Raw genomic sequence first — 14773 nt, 5'->3', positions numbered from 1 at the left:
TTTATCCCTCACTTAGTCCAGAAGCTATCGCTTCACCAATCGCTTTTAATGCCAATGACGCATCATCACCATCAACAATAAACTCCAATCTATCACCATATTTAATGCCTAATCCAATCACCTTCATCAAGCTTTTAGCATTCACAGCCTTTGATTCTCCATCTAAATTTTTAACCATAATATTGGCGTTAAACTCTTTAGCGGTTGCCACTAACATAGCACTTGGTCGAGCATGTAATCCGTGGGTATTATTGATCTTAAATGTGCCGGTCAATGCATCATCAGTTTTGATGTCAGTACTTTTACTCGCAGAAAATAAATCGATTAATTTATCAAGAGTGGCGGTTAGTAACTGCTCTTGCTGCTGTTCAAAAACACAATCGCTTAACACTTTTAAAAAATGCTGGTGAGTATGGTTGCAAGCTGCAATAGCAATCAAACCTTTTACTTCTTTATTATTTATCTTACAAAGCTCACTCGTGGTTACAAAAGCCATTGCAGATCGTTTAACTGCTTTTTCGCCACTAATAAGCCATAAGCCGTTGCCTAAATGGGTTGGCTCTTTAACTACTAATTCTGCTACAAACGGACTATCAACAGCATCTTGGTTTTTTAACAAACCGCCAGCAACAGCAGTCATTTGAATGATATCCGTCGCCGGGAAGTTTAATTGAATAAGCTGTTGATTAAAGTCAGCTTCAAATTGCACATCTCCATTCAATAACGAAATAATATCTTCTTTATTAGTTGCGACTTTTAATTTGTCTTCTATTCCATCAACGGATAACACTTTCGTTAACTGCTTTAAGATATCCAAGTGCTCATCTGACTTAGCTGCGATACCAATTGCAACATAAACTAAGTTGCTATCTCCCCAATCCACTCCGTTAGGAAAATGATGAATAACTACACCTGTCTGATTTACTAATGATCGGGTATCGGTTGTGCCATGTGGAATAGCAATACCATTTCCTAAGAATGTTGAATTTTGTACCTCTCGATTTAGCATGCCAGTCACATATTCAGCAGTGACTAAACCTCGCTCATTCATCTGTTTTGCCAGTACTTCAATCGCAGCCATTTTGTCTTTAGCAGCTTGTGCCATGGTGATGTCATTGTTGGTTAGTGTCAGCATCAACCTGAACCTCTCACGTATATTTATAGAATTAATTATTACATCCCCACCAAAACTGAATCGATTCAGCAAGTAATGTAAAAAAATTCAGTTAATGTAAATTAGCCAGTAAAAAATTAAAGTTCGTTATGAAATCACCTTTTTGCCAAGCTAAAACAATACTGAATCGTTTCAGCTTTTATACTGAATCGATTCAGCGTATAATGCAACCAGTTAATAAAAGAGATCGTCATTAATATGATCTTGCCGACAAAATTAAGGATCCAAACAATGACATTAGACAAAATTGCAAAACTAGCAGGCGTGTCAAAAACCACAGCAAGTTATGTCATTAATGGTAAAGCAAAGCAGTATCGAATTAGTGAAAAGACTCAGTTAAAAGTGATGGCAGTGGTTAATGAGCACAATTATAGTCCGGATCATGCAGCCTCTTCTTTACGCGCTGGTAGCAGTCGCTCTTTTGGTTTAATTATCCCAGATCTCGAAAATAGTAGTTATACCAAGCTCGCAAAGCTATTAGAATGTAACTCGCGCAAAGCAGGCTATCAAATTCTCATTGGTTGCTCTGACGATGACTCTGAGACAGAAAAAAATCTAGTGAAGGCTTTATTAAGCCGTCGTATTGATGCTTTATTTGTTGCTAGCTCATTAGCCGATGGCAGTAATTACTACCTGCCTATCCAGCAACAAGGTACGCCGATCATTGCCATTGACCGCGCTTTAGATGATGAACATTTTGGGTGTGTAATTAGTGAAGACTTTGATGGTGCTTATGAGCTAACCGCCTCTTTAATTTCTAAAGAAGTTAAATCCGTTGGGTTAATTGGCGCATTACCTCATCTTAATATTTCTCGTCAACGTCATGCTGGCTTTGAAGCACAAGTTAAAGAGCAAGGTTTAAAGGTAATCAGTGGTTATGGTGATAATTTTAATAGCGAATCAGGGAAAGCGATTTTAAACACATGGATAGCTGAAAATAAGTTACCTGATGCAATCATTGTCACCTCTTATACTTTATTAGAAGGCATTTTAGATGTATTGATTGATCAACCAAACTTAATGGACAAACTCAAGTTAGGTACATTTGGTGATAACAGATTACTCGACTTTTTGCCTATTAAGATTAACTCTTTACCTCAACAGTTTGAGTTAATCGCAGATAGTGCTTTAGCACTAGCACTTAATGCGTCGGCTAAACGTTATCAGGCAGGGATTGAGTTAATACCTAGAAAAATAGTCATTCGTAGATAAATAGTACACTTTATTGATTTACTTCCGCACTAATAAAGCTAGCCAGGTTAACATTGTGATGGCTTGTATTTAAGTGTGCTATTTTTTCTACGCTTAATGCTTTGCCTTGATCCACAAAAATAAAATCTGATGCAATAGCTCGTGCATCATCAACATGATGTGTGACCATTAATACGGTGACACCCTCTGATTCAGCTAATGATTTTACGTGCTCTAACATAGATACTCGTAAAATAGGATCTAATGCAGAAAAAGGTTCATCCAACAGTAAGATAGGTTTATGTTGTACAAAACAACGAGCAAGAGCGACACGTTGCTGTTCGCCACCAGATAACTGAGCAGGGAAGCGTTCTAATAAGTCCTCAACGCCCACTTGAAGTGCTGCAGTTTGTAAACGCTTTTTATGTTGTTCATTAAGCTTCAAACCAGGGTGTAATCCCAGACCAATATTATCGTAAGCAGATAAATGACTAAATAGGTTATTATCCTGAAATAGTATAGATAATGGCCGTTGATGTGGAGCTCGATTTAATACTGACTTACCATTGATCGTAATATCTCCCTTCACAGGATCAATAAACCCCGTTAATAAGTTGAGTAAAGTACTTTTCCCCGCACCACTCGGCCCTAAGATAGCGACAATGCTACCCTCTTCAATATTCAGATCAAAAGTAAAGTTTTGTTGTTGATAGTGATAATAAACTTGTGAAAACTCAATCATTCTTTGCTCTTTTAGCCTGGGGTGTTGCCTCATTAAATAGGCTTTCAATAACCATAAAAGTCCCCACACTTAATATTAATAAAACTAATGAAACCACTGCTGCAGAGTCTAATTGATAACTGCCAAGTAGCTGAAATAAGTACAAAGGTAATGTACTAAAAGAATGGCTACCGAATAACGCGATTGCACTTAAGTCACCAATAGATAGAACAAAACTCAAAGACATAGCCTGCAAGATTGGATATTTTAATGACTTCCATTCTACCCAGTAAATACGGTACAAGGAGAAAATACCTAAACTACGACATAATAGCTCGTACTTTTGAGCATTTTGTAACATAGGAACAGCCAAGCTTTTCAATGTAAAAGGCAAAGCCATTAGTGCATTAACAGCAATTACAATATACAAAGACAACGAAGAAAAACTCGAAAATTCACGTAACAATAAAAACAAACCAGTACTAATCACTAGCCCTGGTGTAACCAAAATAATAGTTGCTAACATCTCTATTTTATCAGCTCTATTATTCAAGCCAACTAAACGCCATTGGCGGCTCGCTAAGAGAATAAAAAAAGCAAATACAACTGCAATCAAGCCAGCAAAAACAGCAATTATAATGGAATTTTTCAAAGCAAGCCAAAAACCTAAATCTGCAATTACAGTCCAAATTTTGGGGTTAATGCCCGAGATAAGTACCATGGCTAAAGGTGGTACAACTAATAGAGTGATGCATGAGATCCAAAATATATCCCAGCACTTAGATAAAAAAGTATCATGAGGAAATGTATTAGCTGCGCCTTGGAAATTAGTACTCAGCAATACAGGACGAGAAAATTTTTGGATAAAGATAGCTAAAATCCCACATAAGCAAATTTGCCACAACGCTAATAAAGCACCGGTTTGCAAATCAAAATCGAATTTAATCGCTTGATAAATTGCTAGCTCGATAGTCGTTGACTTTGGTCCACCGCCAAGCGCCATCACCACAGCAAAACTAGTAAAACACAGCATAAAAATTAAACCTGCAGTATGAGGTATTTGCCCTGCGATATAAGGCCACTCTATTAAACGGAATTTATTCCAATGCTTTAAGCCTAAGTGGCTAGCGAGTTGATGTTGTTTCTGAGGAATTGAATTTAAGCCTTGCAAAAAAAGACGACAAGCAAAGGGAAGATTAAAGAATACATGGGCTAATAAAATACCATTTAAACCAAAGATAGAAAAAGGTAATTTTGCTTCAAAATAGGTAAATAGGTTAGCTAATAAGCCACTATTACCATAAATAGCAAGGATACCAAAAACCGCAACTAGCACAGGTAATACTAAGGTTGTTGCGAAAAGTTTTAATAAAAAGCTTTTTCCCCAAAAGGTTCGTCTTGAGAGTGCATGACTTATAGGTATTGCTAATACGATGCTTAACAGAGTAGACAAAAAAGCCTGATAAAAGCTAAATTTAGTGATGTGTCTGTAGTAACTATCTGACCAGATCATAGCAAGATCCAGGTCAGATGAATGTGTTAGTAAAGTACCGACGGCCATCGATACAAACAAGAAGATGCCTAAAGAGAGTAATAACCCAGGTATTTGAACCTTTTTAATCTGTTTCATTATCACTCTAGACCTCAATTAACCGATTATTCAGTTAACGATGTTAACCATTCTCTCGTCCATGTTTTACGGTATTTATCTACTTGTTCACTATCACAAGTTAACATTTTAACGGGTAATGTTAACTGTTCGAATTCAGTAGGTAAAAGTACGTTAGTAACAGGATACATCCAATTTCCAGTTGCGATTTCCGACTGAAATGCATCACTTAACATGAAATTCATAAAAGTAGTCGCAAGCTCTTTGTGTTTTGTATTTTTTACGATGGCAGCCACTTCTACTTGGCGGTAATGACCTTCACTAAAGCTAGCAGCGACATATTGTTGCTTACCTTCAGCAATAATATGGTAAGCAGGAGATGTTGTATAAGACAACACCATATCAGCCTCGCCTTTTAAAAACATGCTATATGATTCAGACCACCCTTTTGTTACGGTCACAGTTTTGGCTGCTAACTTTTTCCAAGCATCTGGCGCTTTATCACCATAGATAGCCTTTAGCCATAACATAAAACCCAAACCAGGCGTCGAAGTACGGGGATCTTGATAGATAATCTTAAGATCGTCGCGATCTTCCACTAATTCCTTCATGCTTTTAGGCGGATTTTTTAATTTTTCACTGTTGTAAATAAATGCAAAGTAACCGTAATCAAATGGTACAAAAGTATCATCTTTCCAACCGTCTTCTACATTGACTGGTTTCAAGTCAATATTGTGTTTAGCTAATAAGTTACTTTTTTTAGCGGTAGCCATTAAGCTATCGTCTAACCCTAGTAAAATATCAGCTTCACTACTTTTACCTTCTAAGCGCAAACGATTGAGAATAGTGACACCATCATCTAGTGCAATAAACTCGAGATCGCACTCACAAAATTTTTCAAAAGAGGCTTCAATCTTAGGCCCAGGACCCCATTCAGAGGCAAAAGAGCTGTAAGTATAAATCGTTAGTTTTTCTTGTTCAGAAGCAGCCAACGCCGATGTTGCTATCAAAGTCCCTGATATTAATAACGTTGTTAATTTCTTTTTCACTATGTCATCCATTTATAGTTAAGTAGAGAAAGTCGACATTTAAGCCGATGCACACAATGACCCATTATTACCTTAGGATCATTAGGCGTGCATTGTGATTGATTACATTTCGATGAGCAATCTAAAGATGGGTTTTATTACACTTAGATCGCAAATACCTAGCTCATTACACTTATAATTCAAATTCAAATTTAAATTTAAACTATACTTTTTATTGATTTAATTTTAATTAAAATAATAGTACTAATAAATGTGAATATAAAAAAGAATTTATTAAAGTGAAGAATACTTTTATGAATTGAAGACCATCTAACTTAAAAAATAAGAAATTGCTTCTTATTCAGGTTTAGCTCGGATACAAAATATAACTTTTCCTAAGATGCGAGCTGCCGGAATCCAGCCCATTGCTTCAGGTCTAACACTATTTTCATTCTCGCCTGTGAGCCACAGGGAGCCATTACTATTAATTTTTTGTACCCGTTTAATCATATGTTGATAAGTTGCGTGATTAACAACCACAAGGTGCCCTACTTTTATTCGAGAATAAAAACGATTGATCACCACATAGTCCCCATCTTTAAGTCGAGGAGCCATGCTCACACCTTGTACCTTAACCACGCTTAACATTATCGACCTAACTTAATCAATATCTATGCTTTAAGGTCTGGGTAAACAACATCTAGTGCCGGTGGATAAGGACACGCAGCAGTATATGTTTCTACCCCCTTGGTTAACCAAAATGCAGCGGCAAATTCATTAACTAATTCAACAAGTTTTTCACCTTCTTCTCGTGTAATGCTTTGCTTACATTTTGAAGCTTGTAACATAATATTATGAGTCAATTCATGAGCATGAGGTAATTGCTCAAACTGCGGTGCTTTAAAGTAATCACCCCAAATGATACGTACAGCTTCTTTCACTTCTGTGCTTGCAGACTCTTTTTCACTGACTAGACGAGCAACTTGTGCATAATCGGCAACGCCTAATTCACCTTTATCCTCTACTTCTTTAATTAAATCCATTAGACGCACGCAACTTAAAGCAGCAAGCTGGGCTGTAGAAGGATCATAAATTTTACATGGGATATCACAATGTGCTTTTGCTGTTTTAAAGTGAAGCGCTTTATCAATTGATTGAAATAGACGATGAATCATGCTTTTTCTCCTTTAGTTGTTGCATTTTTACCGCGTGATTTTTTATAAGCAACTCCTACGACAACAACCGCAGCAACGGCAAGTACTGTTAGTAAATGAATAGAATTACTCGCCCAATGAGAATGATCATGTCCTGGGTGAGCTTGTACAACTTGACTAACCGCCATTAGTGCACTTAACACCGCAGAGCTTTTTACTATTTTTTTCATTTTTACTTCCTTTTGATAAACATAAAAGGCCTCTTTAGAGGCTGAGAGTTAATGGTGGATAACTTGTCCCGAGTAAGGCGCTTTGGTAAATGTACTAAATACCTGTTTATTTTGTGATGACTGTTTAGATTGCTGTTCATTAAACATCTCCCATTCACATCGAATGCGTGTGACGGTATGCATCACTAAACAATAATGCTGGCTTTCAATTTCCGAATGCGACAAGACGGCTTGTAAGAAGTTAATCGCATTCTCATATTGGTTATTCGCAAGCAGCGGGTTATCTAATGCAACATAAGATTCAGCGAGATTTAAAAAACTAACAGCGGCAGCTGAAATATAGGATTCAATATCAACTTTAAAATGTTCATGAAAAGAAGTTTCTAATATATTTAAAGCTTGTTGGTTTAGAACAAGCGCATCAGAGAAGTCATGATTTGAATAAGCTTTATTAGCTTTTTTAGTTAAATTTTCCCAATTTTGCATTGATTACCTCAATCAAATTAAAAGTAATAGGAATCATTATCAATAAAAATCAAAAGAAATTCAAGCCATTTAAGAATAGTTATCATTTGTTGATTTTAATCACAAAGGCTAGGGGACAGATATATAATAAAATAATTGAAATTTAGTAGGGCTGCTTAACTTGAGTGACAAGAACAGAATATCTTAATGATTAACGAATATAATCTCACCTTTAACACTTACTCCTTTAGCAAAAAAAAAAGCGAAGAAGTAAGTTATTTTAACAAGTAAAGTAAATTAATTATGCAGGCTAATCTGGGAATTTATCGAAACACTTCGCAGTAATTGCTTGCTCATACCATGCTGCTTTTTCTGAACAAAAAATATTATCCTGTGGAGCAATTTCTGGGGTTCCATTTAAACAACCAACAGGAATAATCAAGCTTTTATTATCAAGAGAAAGATAAGGGACAGGGGCACCACATTCAGCACAAAAAGCAGTTGATATAGTACGTCCAGGTACATCAAAACGTTTTACTAATTCTTGCCCACTTAGCCATTTAATATTATCGGGTTCGGTGAAAATATTTGAGGCATGAGCAGAGCCGGTTACTTTTTGACATTGGATACAATGGCAAAGGTGGAAGCTAGTAAATTTATTCTCACTTTCAAAATAAATTTTACCGCATAAACAACTACCTGAAATACTCGACATAGAATCCTCTTAACTGTATCTAGAATGGATAATCTTACCCTAGCACAGGTTAAATAAAAATCATCATTGGTATTTTATTATTGGTATATTTCACCTTTATGTTTTAACCACCCCGCTAGATGTTTTCCTTTAGGATCTTTATGTGTCCAATGCACAACTCCTCCTTGTGCATTCCATTCATATTGCCCATAAAATTCAATATGATCTCCACGGGCAATGCTATTAATTCTTGGTGCTAAATCAATATTATGGGCAAATAAGATAGTTTGACCAGAAGTCAGTCGTAAAATAAACTTTTGATGACGAGAACCTTCATTGTCATCTTTTAATAACTTAACAACAACACCACTCCCCTTGACTTGAACTTCTCGCTTTTTAGCGAGATAAGCAGCTTCGATATCATCATGAGAATTACGCTCTACAGTTAACGCCGGGGTTTCTTTTTTCTCCTCAACAACAGTGTTATTTTTACTTTTACTGCTTATCCACTGATATAAACCAAAAGCTAATAATATGAGAAAAATAATAATATTCTTCATGGCAGGCACTCATTATAACTAAGGGAATTTAGCTCAATGAGGAAAAGACTAATGTACATGATCTATCCTTGATTACTTACATATAAGTATGATGACGTGTAACGCTAAAACTGTTGAGTATTATATGCATAACATAAACAGCAATTAAACTCACAACAATTGCCACAGATACTGAACTAAAACGATATAAAGTACTATAAACAAATGTCTTATCCGGCCCTAGGTATTGACCAAATAGAATACCAAAAGTAGTTAAAACACCAAAGCCAATACCGGGTGCTCCACCTCCCAAAATATGAAAGCGAGCAAAGATAAAAGACAGCAACCATAATATAAAAACAGAAAATAATAAAATATCTGCATGGTTATATAAAATTAATTGCGATACTAGAGCAATATTACAGCCAATTAAAGTGCCCACAGCTCGATGCCAACTCGCGACACCCACCGCTTTCCAGCATAATGAAAATAAAATTAAAACCGATGCAGCTTGAGCTGAAATAGAGTCTTGCAAGTCCAATACTTGAAAAACAATAAATGATAACGTCGCAACTGTTGCACACAATAACACTTCATGACGAATACTTTGTTTACTTTTACTAGGTATTGTTCGTGGTGTTCTAGGCTCGATATCAGGGAATAATAGATGCATTAATAATGCTATTAACACGGTTAATGTAATAGCAGTTATGTTACTGATAATTAATGGATAAATACTACTTCCTTGATCAACATAACTGGAATAATGTAACTGGATTGACAAGCTAACAACACCTAATGCACCAAACAAAAAAGCCCGACCATTACTCATGACAAAAAATAATCCACAGAAACTTAAAAATGCGAATCCAGTCATCACTACAGGGAGATGAGACAAGTAACCTTGCAACACTAAAACAACGAAAGCACAAAACACCGCAGATCCAAAAAACTGACGGATAACACTTTTACTTAACGTCGGTACCATTCCTAATAACAGCATGGGATAAACAGTAAAAAAGATACCATATGGCCACTCCATTAGCTTACAAATGGTAAAGCCTAAAGTACAGCCACCAGCAATTCGTAATGCTTGACGCAAGCCATTCTCGTCCAACTCAGGAGCTTTTTCTTTTGTTTCTTGTGTCATCACGCTTCCTTAGTAGATGTAGTGTAACCAACTAATGATGTGAATTTGTGCAGCACCAAACCATTGTCCAATTAAATTGTCAGGCAATAGCTGCACAGTTGCTCTAGCGCCACTGGGCAAAAAGGACATAAACTCTTTGTTCCCTTCTACTGTAAAATGAATACGTTGACGTTGTGCGTCACGTACCCAACGAGTGCTGGTTTCTGTTGTCGTTAATGAACCATCAGCATTAAGTTGACCACTACTTACGCCCGCTTCAAAATTACTAATTTTAGCCTGATAAACTTTTCCTGGACGACTATCAAATACCACGCGAGCGAGACTATCTTGATGCATATTCATCAAAGACTTTTCTCTAAAGTCAGCAACTAAATCAGCCTTTTTAGCCACAACGGCTAATAAAGGTTTACCAACGGATGCATAGGCACCATCAAGCAACTGTAAATTGGTAACGACACCATCACTTAAGGCTCTTACTTGGGTATAAGATAAATTAAGTTTAGCCTGTGAAACTTGGTTAATTGCATGACGAAGGGCTAAATTATTATCGCCTAACTCGCCACGAGCTAGTATTGCCTCTGAAAGCTCTGCTTTTAGAGCAGCTTGCTCAGCTTTACTAACTTCATAATTTGCAACCAAGCCTTCTAGATCCTGTTCAGATAATGTGCCTTGCTTATAAAGCTTTTGCCCTCTCTCTTTTGATAATTTTTGTTCATGCAATTTAGCTTTAGATGCACTTATCTGAGCCTTAATCGCTTTAATGTTGGTATCAAAGCGTTTGTTTTGCAGACGAGCATCTGCGAGTGCGAGCTGCGCTTGCTCTAAAGCTAATAAATAAGGCCCTTGATCAATAGTAAAAAGTAAGTCACCCGTTTTAACTGCTTGATTATTTTCTACTGCAACCTCAGTGATCCTTCCATTAACCTGTGGTGAAATTTGAACAACAGAATGATAAACACGGGCCTGTGGCGTTACAGGTAAGAAAATATCTGCAATCAAGTAATAGATAAAAACACAGATAAACGCGATTAACGAACATCTAACATAACGCGTAAATTTTTGCTCTGGAGTCATTTCTTAACCTTTTTTTGTATTTGTTGTTTAATACATGCTTGTGCATTTTGTTCTAACTTAATCAAATGATGTGCCATAGCATCTAGTTGTTGATGGTTTAAACCACTGTAAATTTGTTGTGTTATCTCATCTACTTCCTCTTGCAAAGAGCTTAATATTTGTCGTCCTTTGTCAGTGAAATAAATTTTTTTACTACGTTTATCGTACTCATCAATACGTCGAATAATTAATGACTGCTCTTCTAACTGTTTTAATATACGAGTCAGCGATGGCATTTCGATGGATAAACTATGTGCAATTTCTAACTGCGTAACACCTTCTGATAGCATTTTTATATGCATTAAAGTTGTCCAACGGGACTGTGTTAGACCTAGTGGTTCAACAGCATGAGTAACCGCCTCACGGCACAAACGATTTACTCGCCCCATATTACCGATCAAAGTTAAATTGAGTGTTTCATGAAAAGGGACTTGTTTATCCATTATTGCCTCCAAATAATAGTTAGCAGGCTAACCAAAGGTGCGCACTCTAACATTAGTTAGCAAGCTAAGTAAATATTTTTTATGCGGATATTATTTGAAAATAGTATGAAAAAGAAAGGAGTTTAAAAAAGGATTGAGATAAGTATTGAAGTTACTATTTATAATTTTAACATCAACTAAAACTTAGGTAGTGATCTACTAGAAGTCATTTAAATGGGAAACGAACTATGTGCTTTCGAAGCTGATAAAACAAAAACTGGAATTTTTAGCTAGCTCTAGATTCTAACTAAAAGAGTAAAGCTACTCACAATACAATGTTGCTGTTGTAAGCAAAAGGTTATTTATTTTAGCTTATATTCTTTACTAAAAAACAATAACAACATTGTATATTAAACAACCTCAACACTGGCTTTTTCATTAAATACGTACAACTACCAGAATTAAGATTAAGTGGTATTAACCAATTATTTACGATAAATATAATTTATCCTTCAGTGGTTAATACTAGCAATAAGACTAACTACAGTTCGCAACTAACGTCCAAGAACTGTCGCTACCAGGAGTACTATTTGTGTACCAATTAGCACTATATACGCTCCCTTCATATTGCATCAAATCACCTGAATCATTATGTGTATTCTCACCTTCAGCGTAATCACTTTTCGACCAATCAGGATAAGTATTGATACCAGCGCATTCCATAACATCCGTGGAACTTTCTGTTGATTCATTCTCTATCACATCAACAACGCTTGTATCCTCTGTATTGTCATCAGTAGAGCCCTCATCACTGCTCGTTTCTTCAGTATCATCAACACCAGAACTTTCCCAAGATTGAACAATCTCTTTAACCTTTTCTCCAGAATCTGTTAATGAATACCAATCACCGCCAACAGTAAATAGCGATGCACCTTCATCTTTATCATTAATCGACCAGTTAGCATGACTAATTTGATTATTTTTCAAAAATGTCATCCATGCATCGGTTTCTTCGCTGTTCACATTACCATCACCGCTAGAATCCACTGTTCCCCATTCGGTAACAAATAAAGCAATACCATTGTCTAATGCTGTTTGTGCTTTATCACGGTAAGACTGCCCATGAGTTCCTGCATAAAAATGAAGAGTATAAGCGATATTACTACGATCAATAGGATCTTCAGATGCCACATCTACATCTTGAGACCATGTCGGCGTTCCAACTACAATTAAGTTATCTGGATCGATTTCTCTAATTGTATCAATAACTGTTTCAGCATAGGGCTTAATAACGCTAGGCCAAGAAACACCTAAGGGCTCGTTATATATTTCATAGATAACATTATTATAATCACCATATAAGTTGGCAACTTCTTCAAAAAATGCAATGGCCGTTTCTTGATCTTGATGTGCATTATGGCTATGAAAATCAATAATTACGTACATATCCTCAGCAATAGCTGCATTCACAACTGTATCCAACCTTGCCATATTGCCATCCCAGTCATAATTTAAGCTTCCACTATAATCAGTACCATGCCCAATAGCCGCTCGAATAATATTCGCATTAAACTCTAATTTGGCACTATTGACATTGTCGGCAGTATAAAAATCTTCAGCTCCCCACCCTGTGTTACTCCAAAATAAGCTTAACCCAGCAAAGCTGGTGGTCTCACCTCCTGCCAAGACTTGATTTCCGCTTACTGTTAATGGCTCAACAAATGCATTAGCCATTGAACTCATCCCAAGCAATAACGCAAAAGATAAACTACTTTTTTTAAATATCTCCTTCTTAGGTTTGTTTACAACATAATTCATACTATTTTCCTTTAATTAAATTATTGTCCATCATAAAAGTCGATGTAATAGCTTGTTCGCTGTAGAAAGAACAAAAAGCTATCAAATCACTCTACAAGTCACTGTTTGCATATAATTACGGAGCTACCAAAAAATAGGTAATGATAACTATTTACATTAAAATGCAAGATTTAGGACTACAAAATTAAAATCAAGTTCAAAGCAGTATTTGGTGATTTTTTTATAAATACAAAATTATATAATTAACAAATAGGCATAAGCCTCTGAAAACATTAACGAGGGATAAAATTCAAGGAGTAGTTAGTTTAATAAATAGGTTAGGAACCAAAGTTACTTAATTTGATTAACGTAAATAAATGATAGTTTTCGCAGAAAGCTAAATATAAAAAGAAGATACAATACAAAATCGATATAACTAAAATATATTAGAAGGCATCAGTCATATGTTTGAATAATACAAAGCTATTAAGGTTAAATAACCTCAGTTCTGGTTAATAGAAGCGAAACATCATATAAAGTCAGATAGTTAAATCATGTAATAGACAATACTGCTAGTTGTGCGTAGTTCAAAGCAAATTATTGAGAAATAATTTAAAGCAAAAATCCGTATAAATAGCTGTATTGACTCGCTTTTCTTATCCTGTATTGAGGTTAAATAGTTCAAGGCGCATCATTGCTTTCAATAAACTATTAAAGAAAGTAACTAAGTTATTGGGTTATAGCCTTATATCGCACTATTCCTATTCCCGCCTAAAAATTTATTTAAGCTTATCGATGCGTTTACTTATTGGAACTAGTTAATAGTTGTTACAGCCACCTTTACACCAAAGCCAATTAATACCGTGCCTACCACTTTTTCTATCTTTTGTTTGTGAGTATTAAATTTACTCACTAATGCAGGGTGACTAAAAAATATTGAAACAAATGAAAACCAAATAATATGTGCTAAACAGATAATTAGTCCATACAACAGTTGTACCCAAATAGGTGTTGAGGGATTAACTACTTGTGTAAATAAACTTAAAAAGAATAGCGTTGTTTTAGGGTTAAGAGCATTAGTAATAAAGCCAAGCTTTAAGGCACCAAAAGATGATAGTTGAGTCTCGTTTACCTGTTCATCATTTAGCTTCCCTTTAGCCATAAAGGTTTTATAGCCGATATAAATAAGGTAAGCAGCGCCCAAGTATTTAATTAATGAAAATAACACAATCGACTTAGAGATAATGATAGCTAAGCCAGCGATTGAATAAGCAACGTGTATCCATATCGCTAAGCCTATTCCCAAGGCAGAATAAAGGCCGCTCTGCCTCCCATGAAACATACTATTACGAGTGATCACTACAAAGTCAGCACCAGGACTAATTGCCATAAAAATAGCAATGATACTCACTGAAAGTAGTTCGGGAAGGTAATTTACAATATCCATTTACATATCCTGTATTGGTAAGCTATCTATCCATGATGG

Annotated in this window: 16 protein-coding genes; 1 reads left to right on the top strand and 15 read right to left on the bottom strand. The window is 35.8% G+C overall.

Going from position 1 to position 14773, the window contains the following annotated elements; genetic code table 11:
• Position 1: 1 nt before the first annotated feature.
• Positions 2 to 1135, bottom strand: a complete 1134-nt coding sequence (gene fruB, locus V5290_RS09265; protein ID WP_333384442.1) for a fused PTS fructose transporter subunit IIA/HPr protein — start codon at positions 1133 to 1135, stop codon at positions 2 to 4.
• A gap of 270 nt (positions 1136 to 1405) precedes the next feature.
• Here fruB and cra point away from each other — a divergent pair, with 270 nt between their 5' ends.
• Positions 1406 to 2386 (top strand): catabolite repressor/activator, encoded by a 981-nt coding sequence (gene cra / locus V5290_RS09260; RefSeq protein ID WP_333384439.1) that lies wholly within the window; start codon positions 1406 to 1408, stop codon positions 2384 to 2386.
• Between the two features lie 10 nt (positions 2387 to 2396).
• Here cra and thiQ read toward each other — a convergent pair whose 3' ends face one another.
• The 14 genes from thiQ to V5290_RS09190 all read right to left on the bottom strand — a co-directional run bounded on the left by thiQ (position 2397) and on the right by V5290_RS09190 (position 14734).
• Entirely contained in the window at positions 2397 to 3107 is a 711-nt protein-coding gene (gene thiQ / locus V5290_RS09255; protein WP_333384438.1) for a thiamine ABC transporter ATP-binding protein, read from the bottom strand.
• Positions 3100 to 4716: a thiamine/thiamine pyrophosphate ABC transporter permease gene (gene thiP, locus V5290_RS09250; RefSeq protein WP_333384435.1), complete on the bottom strand. Its 1617-nt coding sequence runs from the start codon at positions 4714 to 4716 to the stop codon at positions 3100 to 3102. The genes thiQ and thiP overlap by 8 nt, the downstream gene beginning before the upstream one ends.
• A 26-nt stretch (positions 4717 to 4742) precedes the next feature.
• Positions 4743 to 5744: a thiamine ABC transporter substrate binding subunit gene (thiB, locus tag V5290_RS09245; protein ID WP_333384432.1), complete on the bottom strand. Its 1002-nt coding sequence runs from the start codon at positions 5742 to 5744 to the stop codon at positions 4743 to 4745.
• Between the two features lie 336 nt (positions 5745 to 6080).
• Positions 6081 to 6371 (bottom strand): S24/S26 family peptidase, encoded by a 291-nt coding sequence (locus tag V5290_RS09240; RefSeq protein ID WP_333384430.1) that lies wholly within the window; start codon positions 6369 to 6371, stop codon positions 6081 to 6083.
• Between the two features lie 23 nt (positions 6372 to 6394).
• Positions 6395 to 6898, bottom strand: coding sequence for a superoxide dismutase, Ni (gene sodN / locus V5290_RS09235; RefSeq protein WP_333384427.1), 504 nt, complete (start codon positions 6896 to 6898; stop codon positions 6395 to 6397).
• On the bottom strand, positions 6895 to 7107 hold the full coding sequence (locus V5290_RS09230) for a hypothetical protein (protein ID WP_333384425.1): 213 nt from the start codon (positions 7105 to 7107) through the stop codon (positions 6895 to 6897). The genes sodN and V5290_RS09230 overlap by 4 nt, the downstream gene beginning before the upstream one ends.
• Before the next feature lie 48 nt (positions 7108 to 7155).
• A complete protein-coding gene (locus V5290_RS09225) occupies positions 7156 to 7593 on the bottom strand; it encodes a hypothetical protein (protein WP_333384422.1) in 438 nt (145 codons plus the stop codon).
• Between the two features lie 289 nt (positions 7594 to 7882).
• Positions 7883 to 8287 (bottom strand): GFA family protein, encoded by a 405-nt coding sequence (locus V5290_RS09220; RefSeq protein ID WP_333384419.1) that lies wholly within the window; start codon positions 8285 to 8287, stop codon positions 7883 to 7885.
• A 77-nt stretch (positions 8288 to 8364) separates the two neighbouring features.
• Complete coding sequence (locus tag V5290_RS09215; protein ID WP_333384416.1) at positions 8365 to 8826, bottom strand: DUF3465 domain-containing protein; 462 nt, start codon at positions 8824 to 8826, stop codon at positions 8365 to 8367.
• A 76-nt stretch (positions 8827 to 8902) separates the two neighbouring features.
• Complete coding sequence (locus V5290_RS09210; protein ID WP_333384414.1) at positions 8903 to 9955, bottom strand: DUF2955 domain-containing protein; 1053 nt, start codon at positions 9953 to 9955, stop codon at positions 8903 to 8905.
• 9 nt (positions 9956 to 9964) lie between these two features.
• Positions 9965 to 11029: an HlyD family secretion protein gene (locus tag V5290_RS09205; RefSeq protein ID WP_333384411.1), complete on the bottom strand. Its 1065-nt coding sequence runs from the start codon at positions 11027 to 11029 to the stop codon at positions 9965 to 9967.
• Positions 11026 to 11511, bottom strand: coding sequence for a MarR family transcriptional regulator (locus V5290_RS09200; protein WP_333384408.1), 486 nt, complete (start codon positions 11509 to 11511; stop codon positions 11026 to 11028). The genes V5290_RS09205 and V5290_RS09200 overlap by 4 nt, the downstream gene beginning before the upstream one ends.
• Before the next feature lie 516 nt (positions 11512 to 12027).
• Positions 12028 to 13308, bottom strand: a complete 1281-nt coding sequence (locus tag V5290_RS09195; protein ID WP_333384405.1) for a cellulase family glycosylhydrolase — start codon at positions 13306 to 13308, stop codon at positions 12028 to 12030.
• Between the two features lie 793 nt (positions 13309 to 14101).
• The gene (locus V5290_RS09190; protein ID WP_333384403.1) at positions 14102 to 14734 is read right to left on the bottom strand and encodes a LysE family translocator; all 633 of its coding nucleotides are present in this window, start codon (positions 14732 to 14734) and stop codon (positions 14102 to 14104) included.
• Positions 14735 to 14773: the final 39 nt, after the last annotated feature.

This window comes from Psychromonas arctica, assembly GCF_036697365.1.
GTDB lineage: Bacteria > Pseudomonadota > Gammaproteobacteria > Enterobacterales > Psychromonadaceae > Psychromonas > Psychromonas arctica_A.
Note: the sequence above shows the minus strand (reverse complement) of the source record. Positions and strands in the feature narration are given on the sequence as shown.

Bases quoted from the DNA above. Each gene is read 5' to 3' on its own strand.
- fruB (WP_333384442.1), bottom strand. From the start codon at position 1,135: ATGCTGACACTAACCAACAATGACATCACCATGGCACAAGCTGCTAAA.
- cra (WP_333384439.1), top strand. From the start codon at position 1,406: ATGACATTAGACAAAATTGCAAAACTAGCAGGCGTGTCAAAAACCACA.
- thiQ (WP_333384438.1), bottom strand. From the start codon at position 3,107: ATGATTGAGTTTTCACAAGTTTATTATCACTATCAACAACAAAACTTT.
- thiP (WP_333384435.1), bottom strand. From the start codon at position 4,716: ATGAAACAGATTAAAAAGGTTCAAATACCTGGGTTATTACTCTCTTTA.
- V5290_RS09240 (WP_333384430.1), bottom strand. From the start codon at position 6,371: ATGTTAAGCGTGGTTAAGGTACAAGGTGTGAGCATGGCTCCTCGACTT.
- sodN (WP_333384427.1), bottom strand. From the start codon at position 6,898: ATGATTCATCGTCTATTTCAATCAATTGATAAAGCGCTTCACTTTAAA.
- V5290_RS09230 (WP_333384425.1), bottom strand. From the start codon at position 7,107: ATGAAAAAAATAGTAAAAAGCTCTGCGGTGTTAAGTGCACTAATGGCG.
- V5290_RS09225 (WP_333384422.1), bottom strand. From the start codon at position 7,593: ATGCAAAATTGGGAAAATTTAACTAAAAAAGCTAATAAAGCTTATTCA.
- V5290_RS09220 (WP_333384419.1), bottom strand. From the start codon at position 8,287: ATGTCGAGTATTTCAGGTAGTTGTTTATGCGGTAAAATTTATTTTGAA.
- V5290_RS09215 (WP_333384416.1), bottom strand. From the start codon at position 8,826: ATGAAGAATATTATTATTTTTCTCATATTATTAGCTTTTGGTTTATAT.
- V5290_RS09210 (WP_333384414.1), bottom strand. From the start codon at position 9,955: ATGACACAAGAAACAAAAGAAAAAGCTCCTGAGTTGGACGAGAATGGC.
- V5290_RS09205 (WP_333384411.1), bottom strand. From the start codon at position 11,029: ATGACTCCAGAGCAAAAATTTACGCGTTATGTTAGATGTTCGTTAATC.
- V5290_RS09200 (WP_333384408.1), bottom strand. From the start codon at position 11,511: ATGGATAAACAAGTCCCTTTTCATGAAACACTCAATTTAACTTTGATC.
- V5290_RS09195 (WP_333384405.1), bottom strand. From the start codon at position 13,308: ATGAATTATGTTGTAAACAAACCTAAGAAGGAGATATTTAAAAAAAGT.
- V5290_RS09190 (WP_333384403.1), bottom strand. From the start codon at position 14,734: ATGGATATTGTAAATTACCTTCCCGAACTACTTTCAGTGAGTATCATT.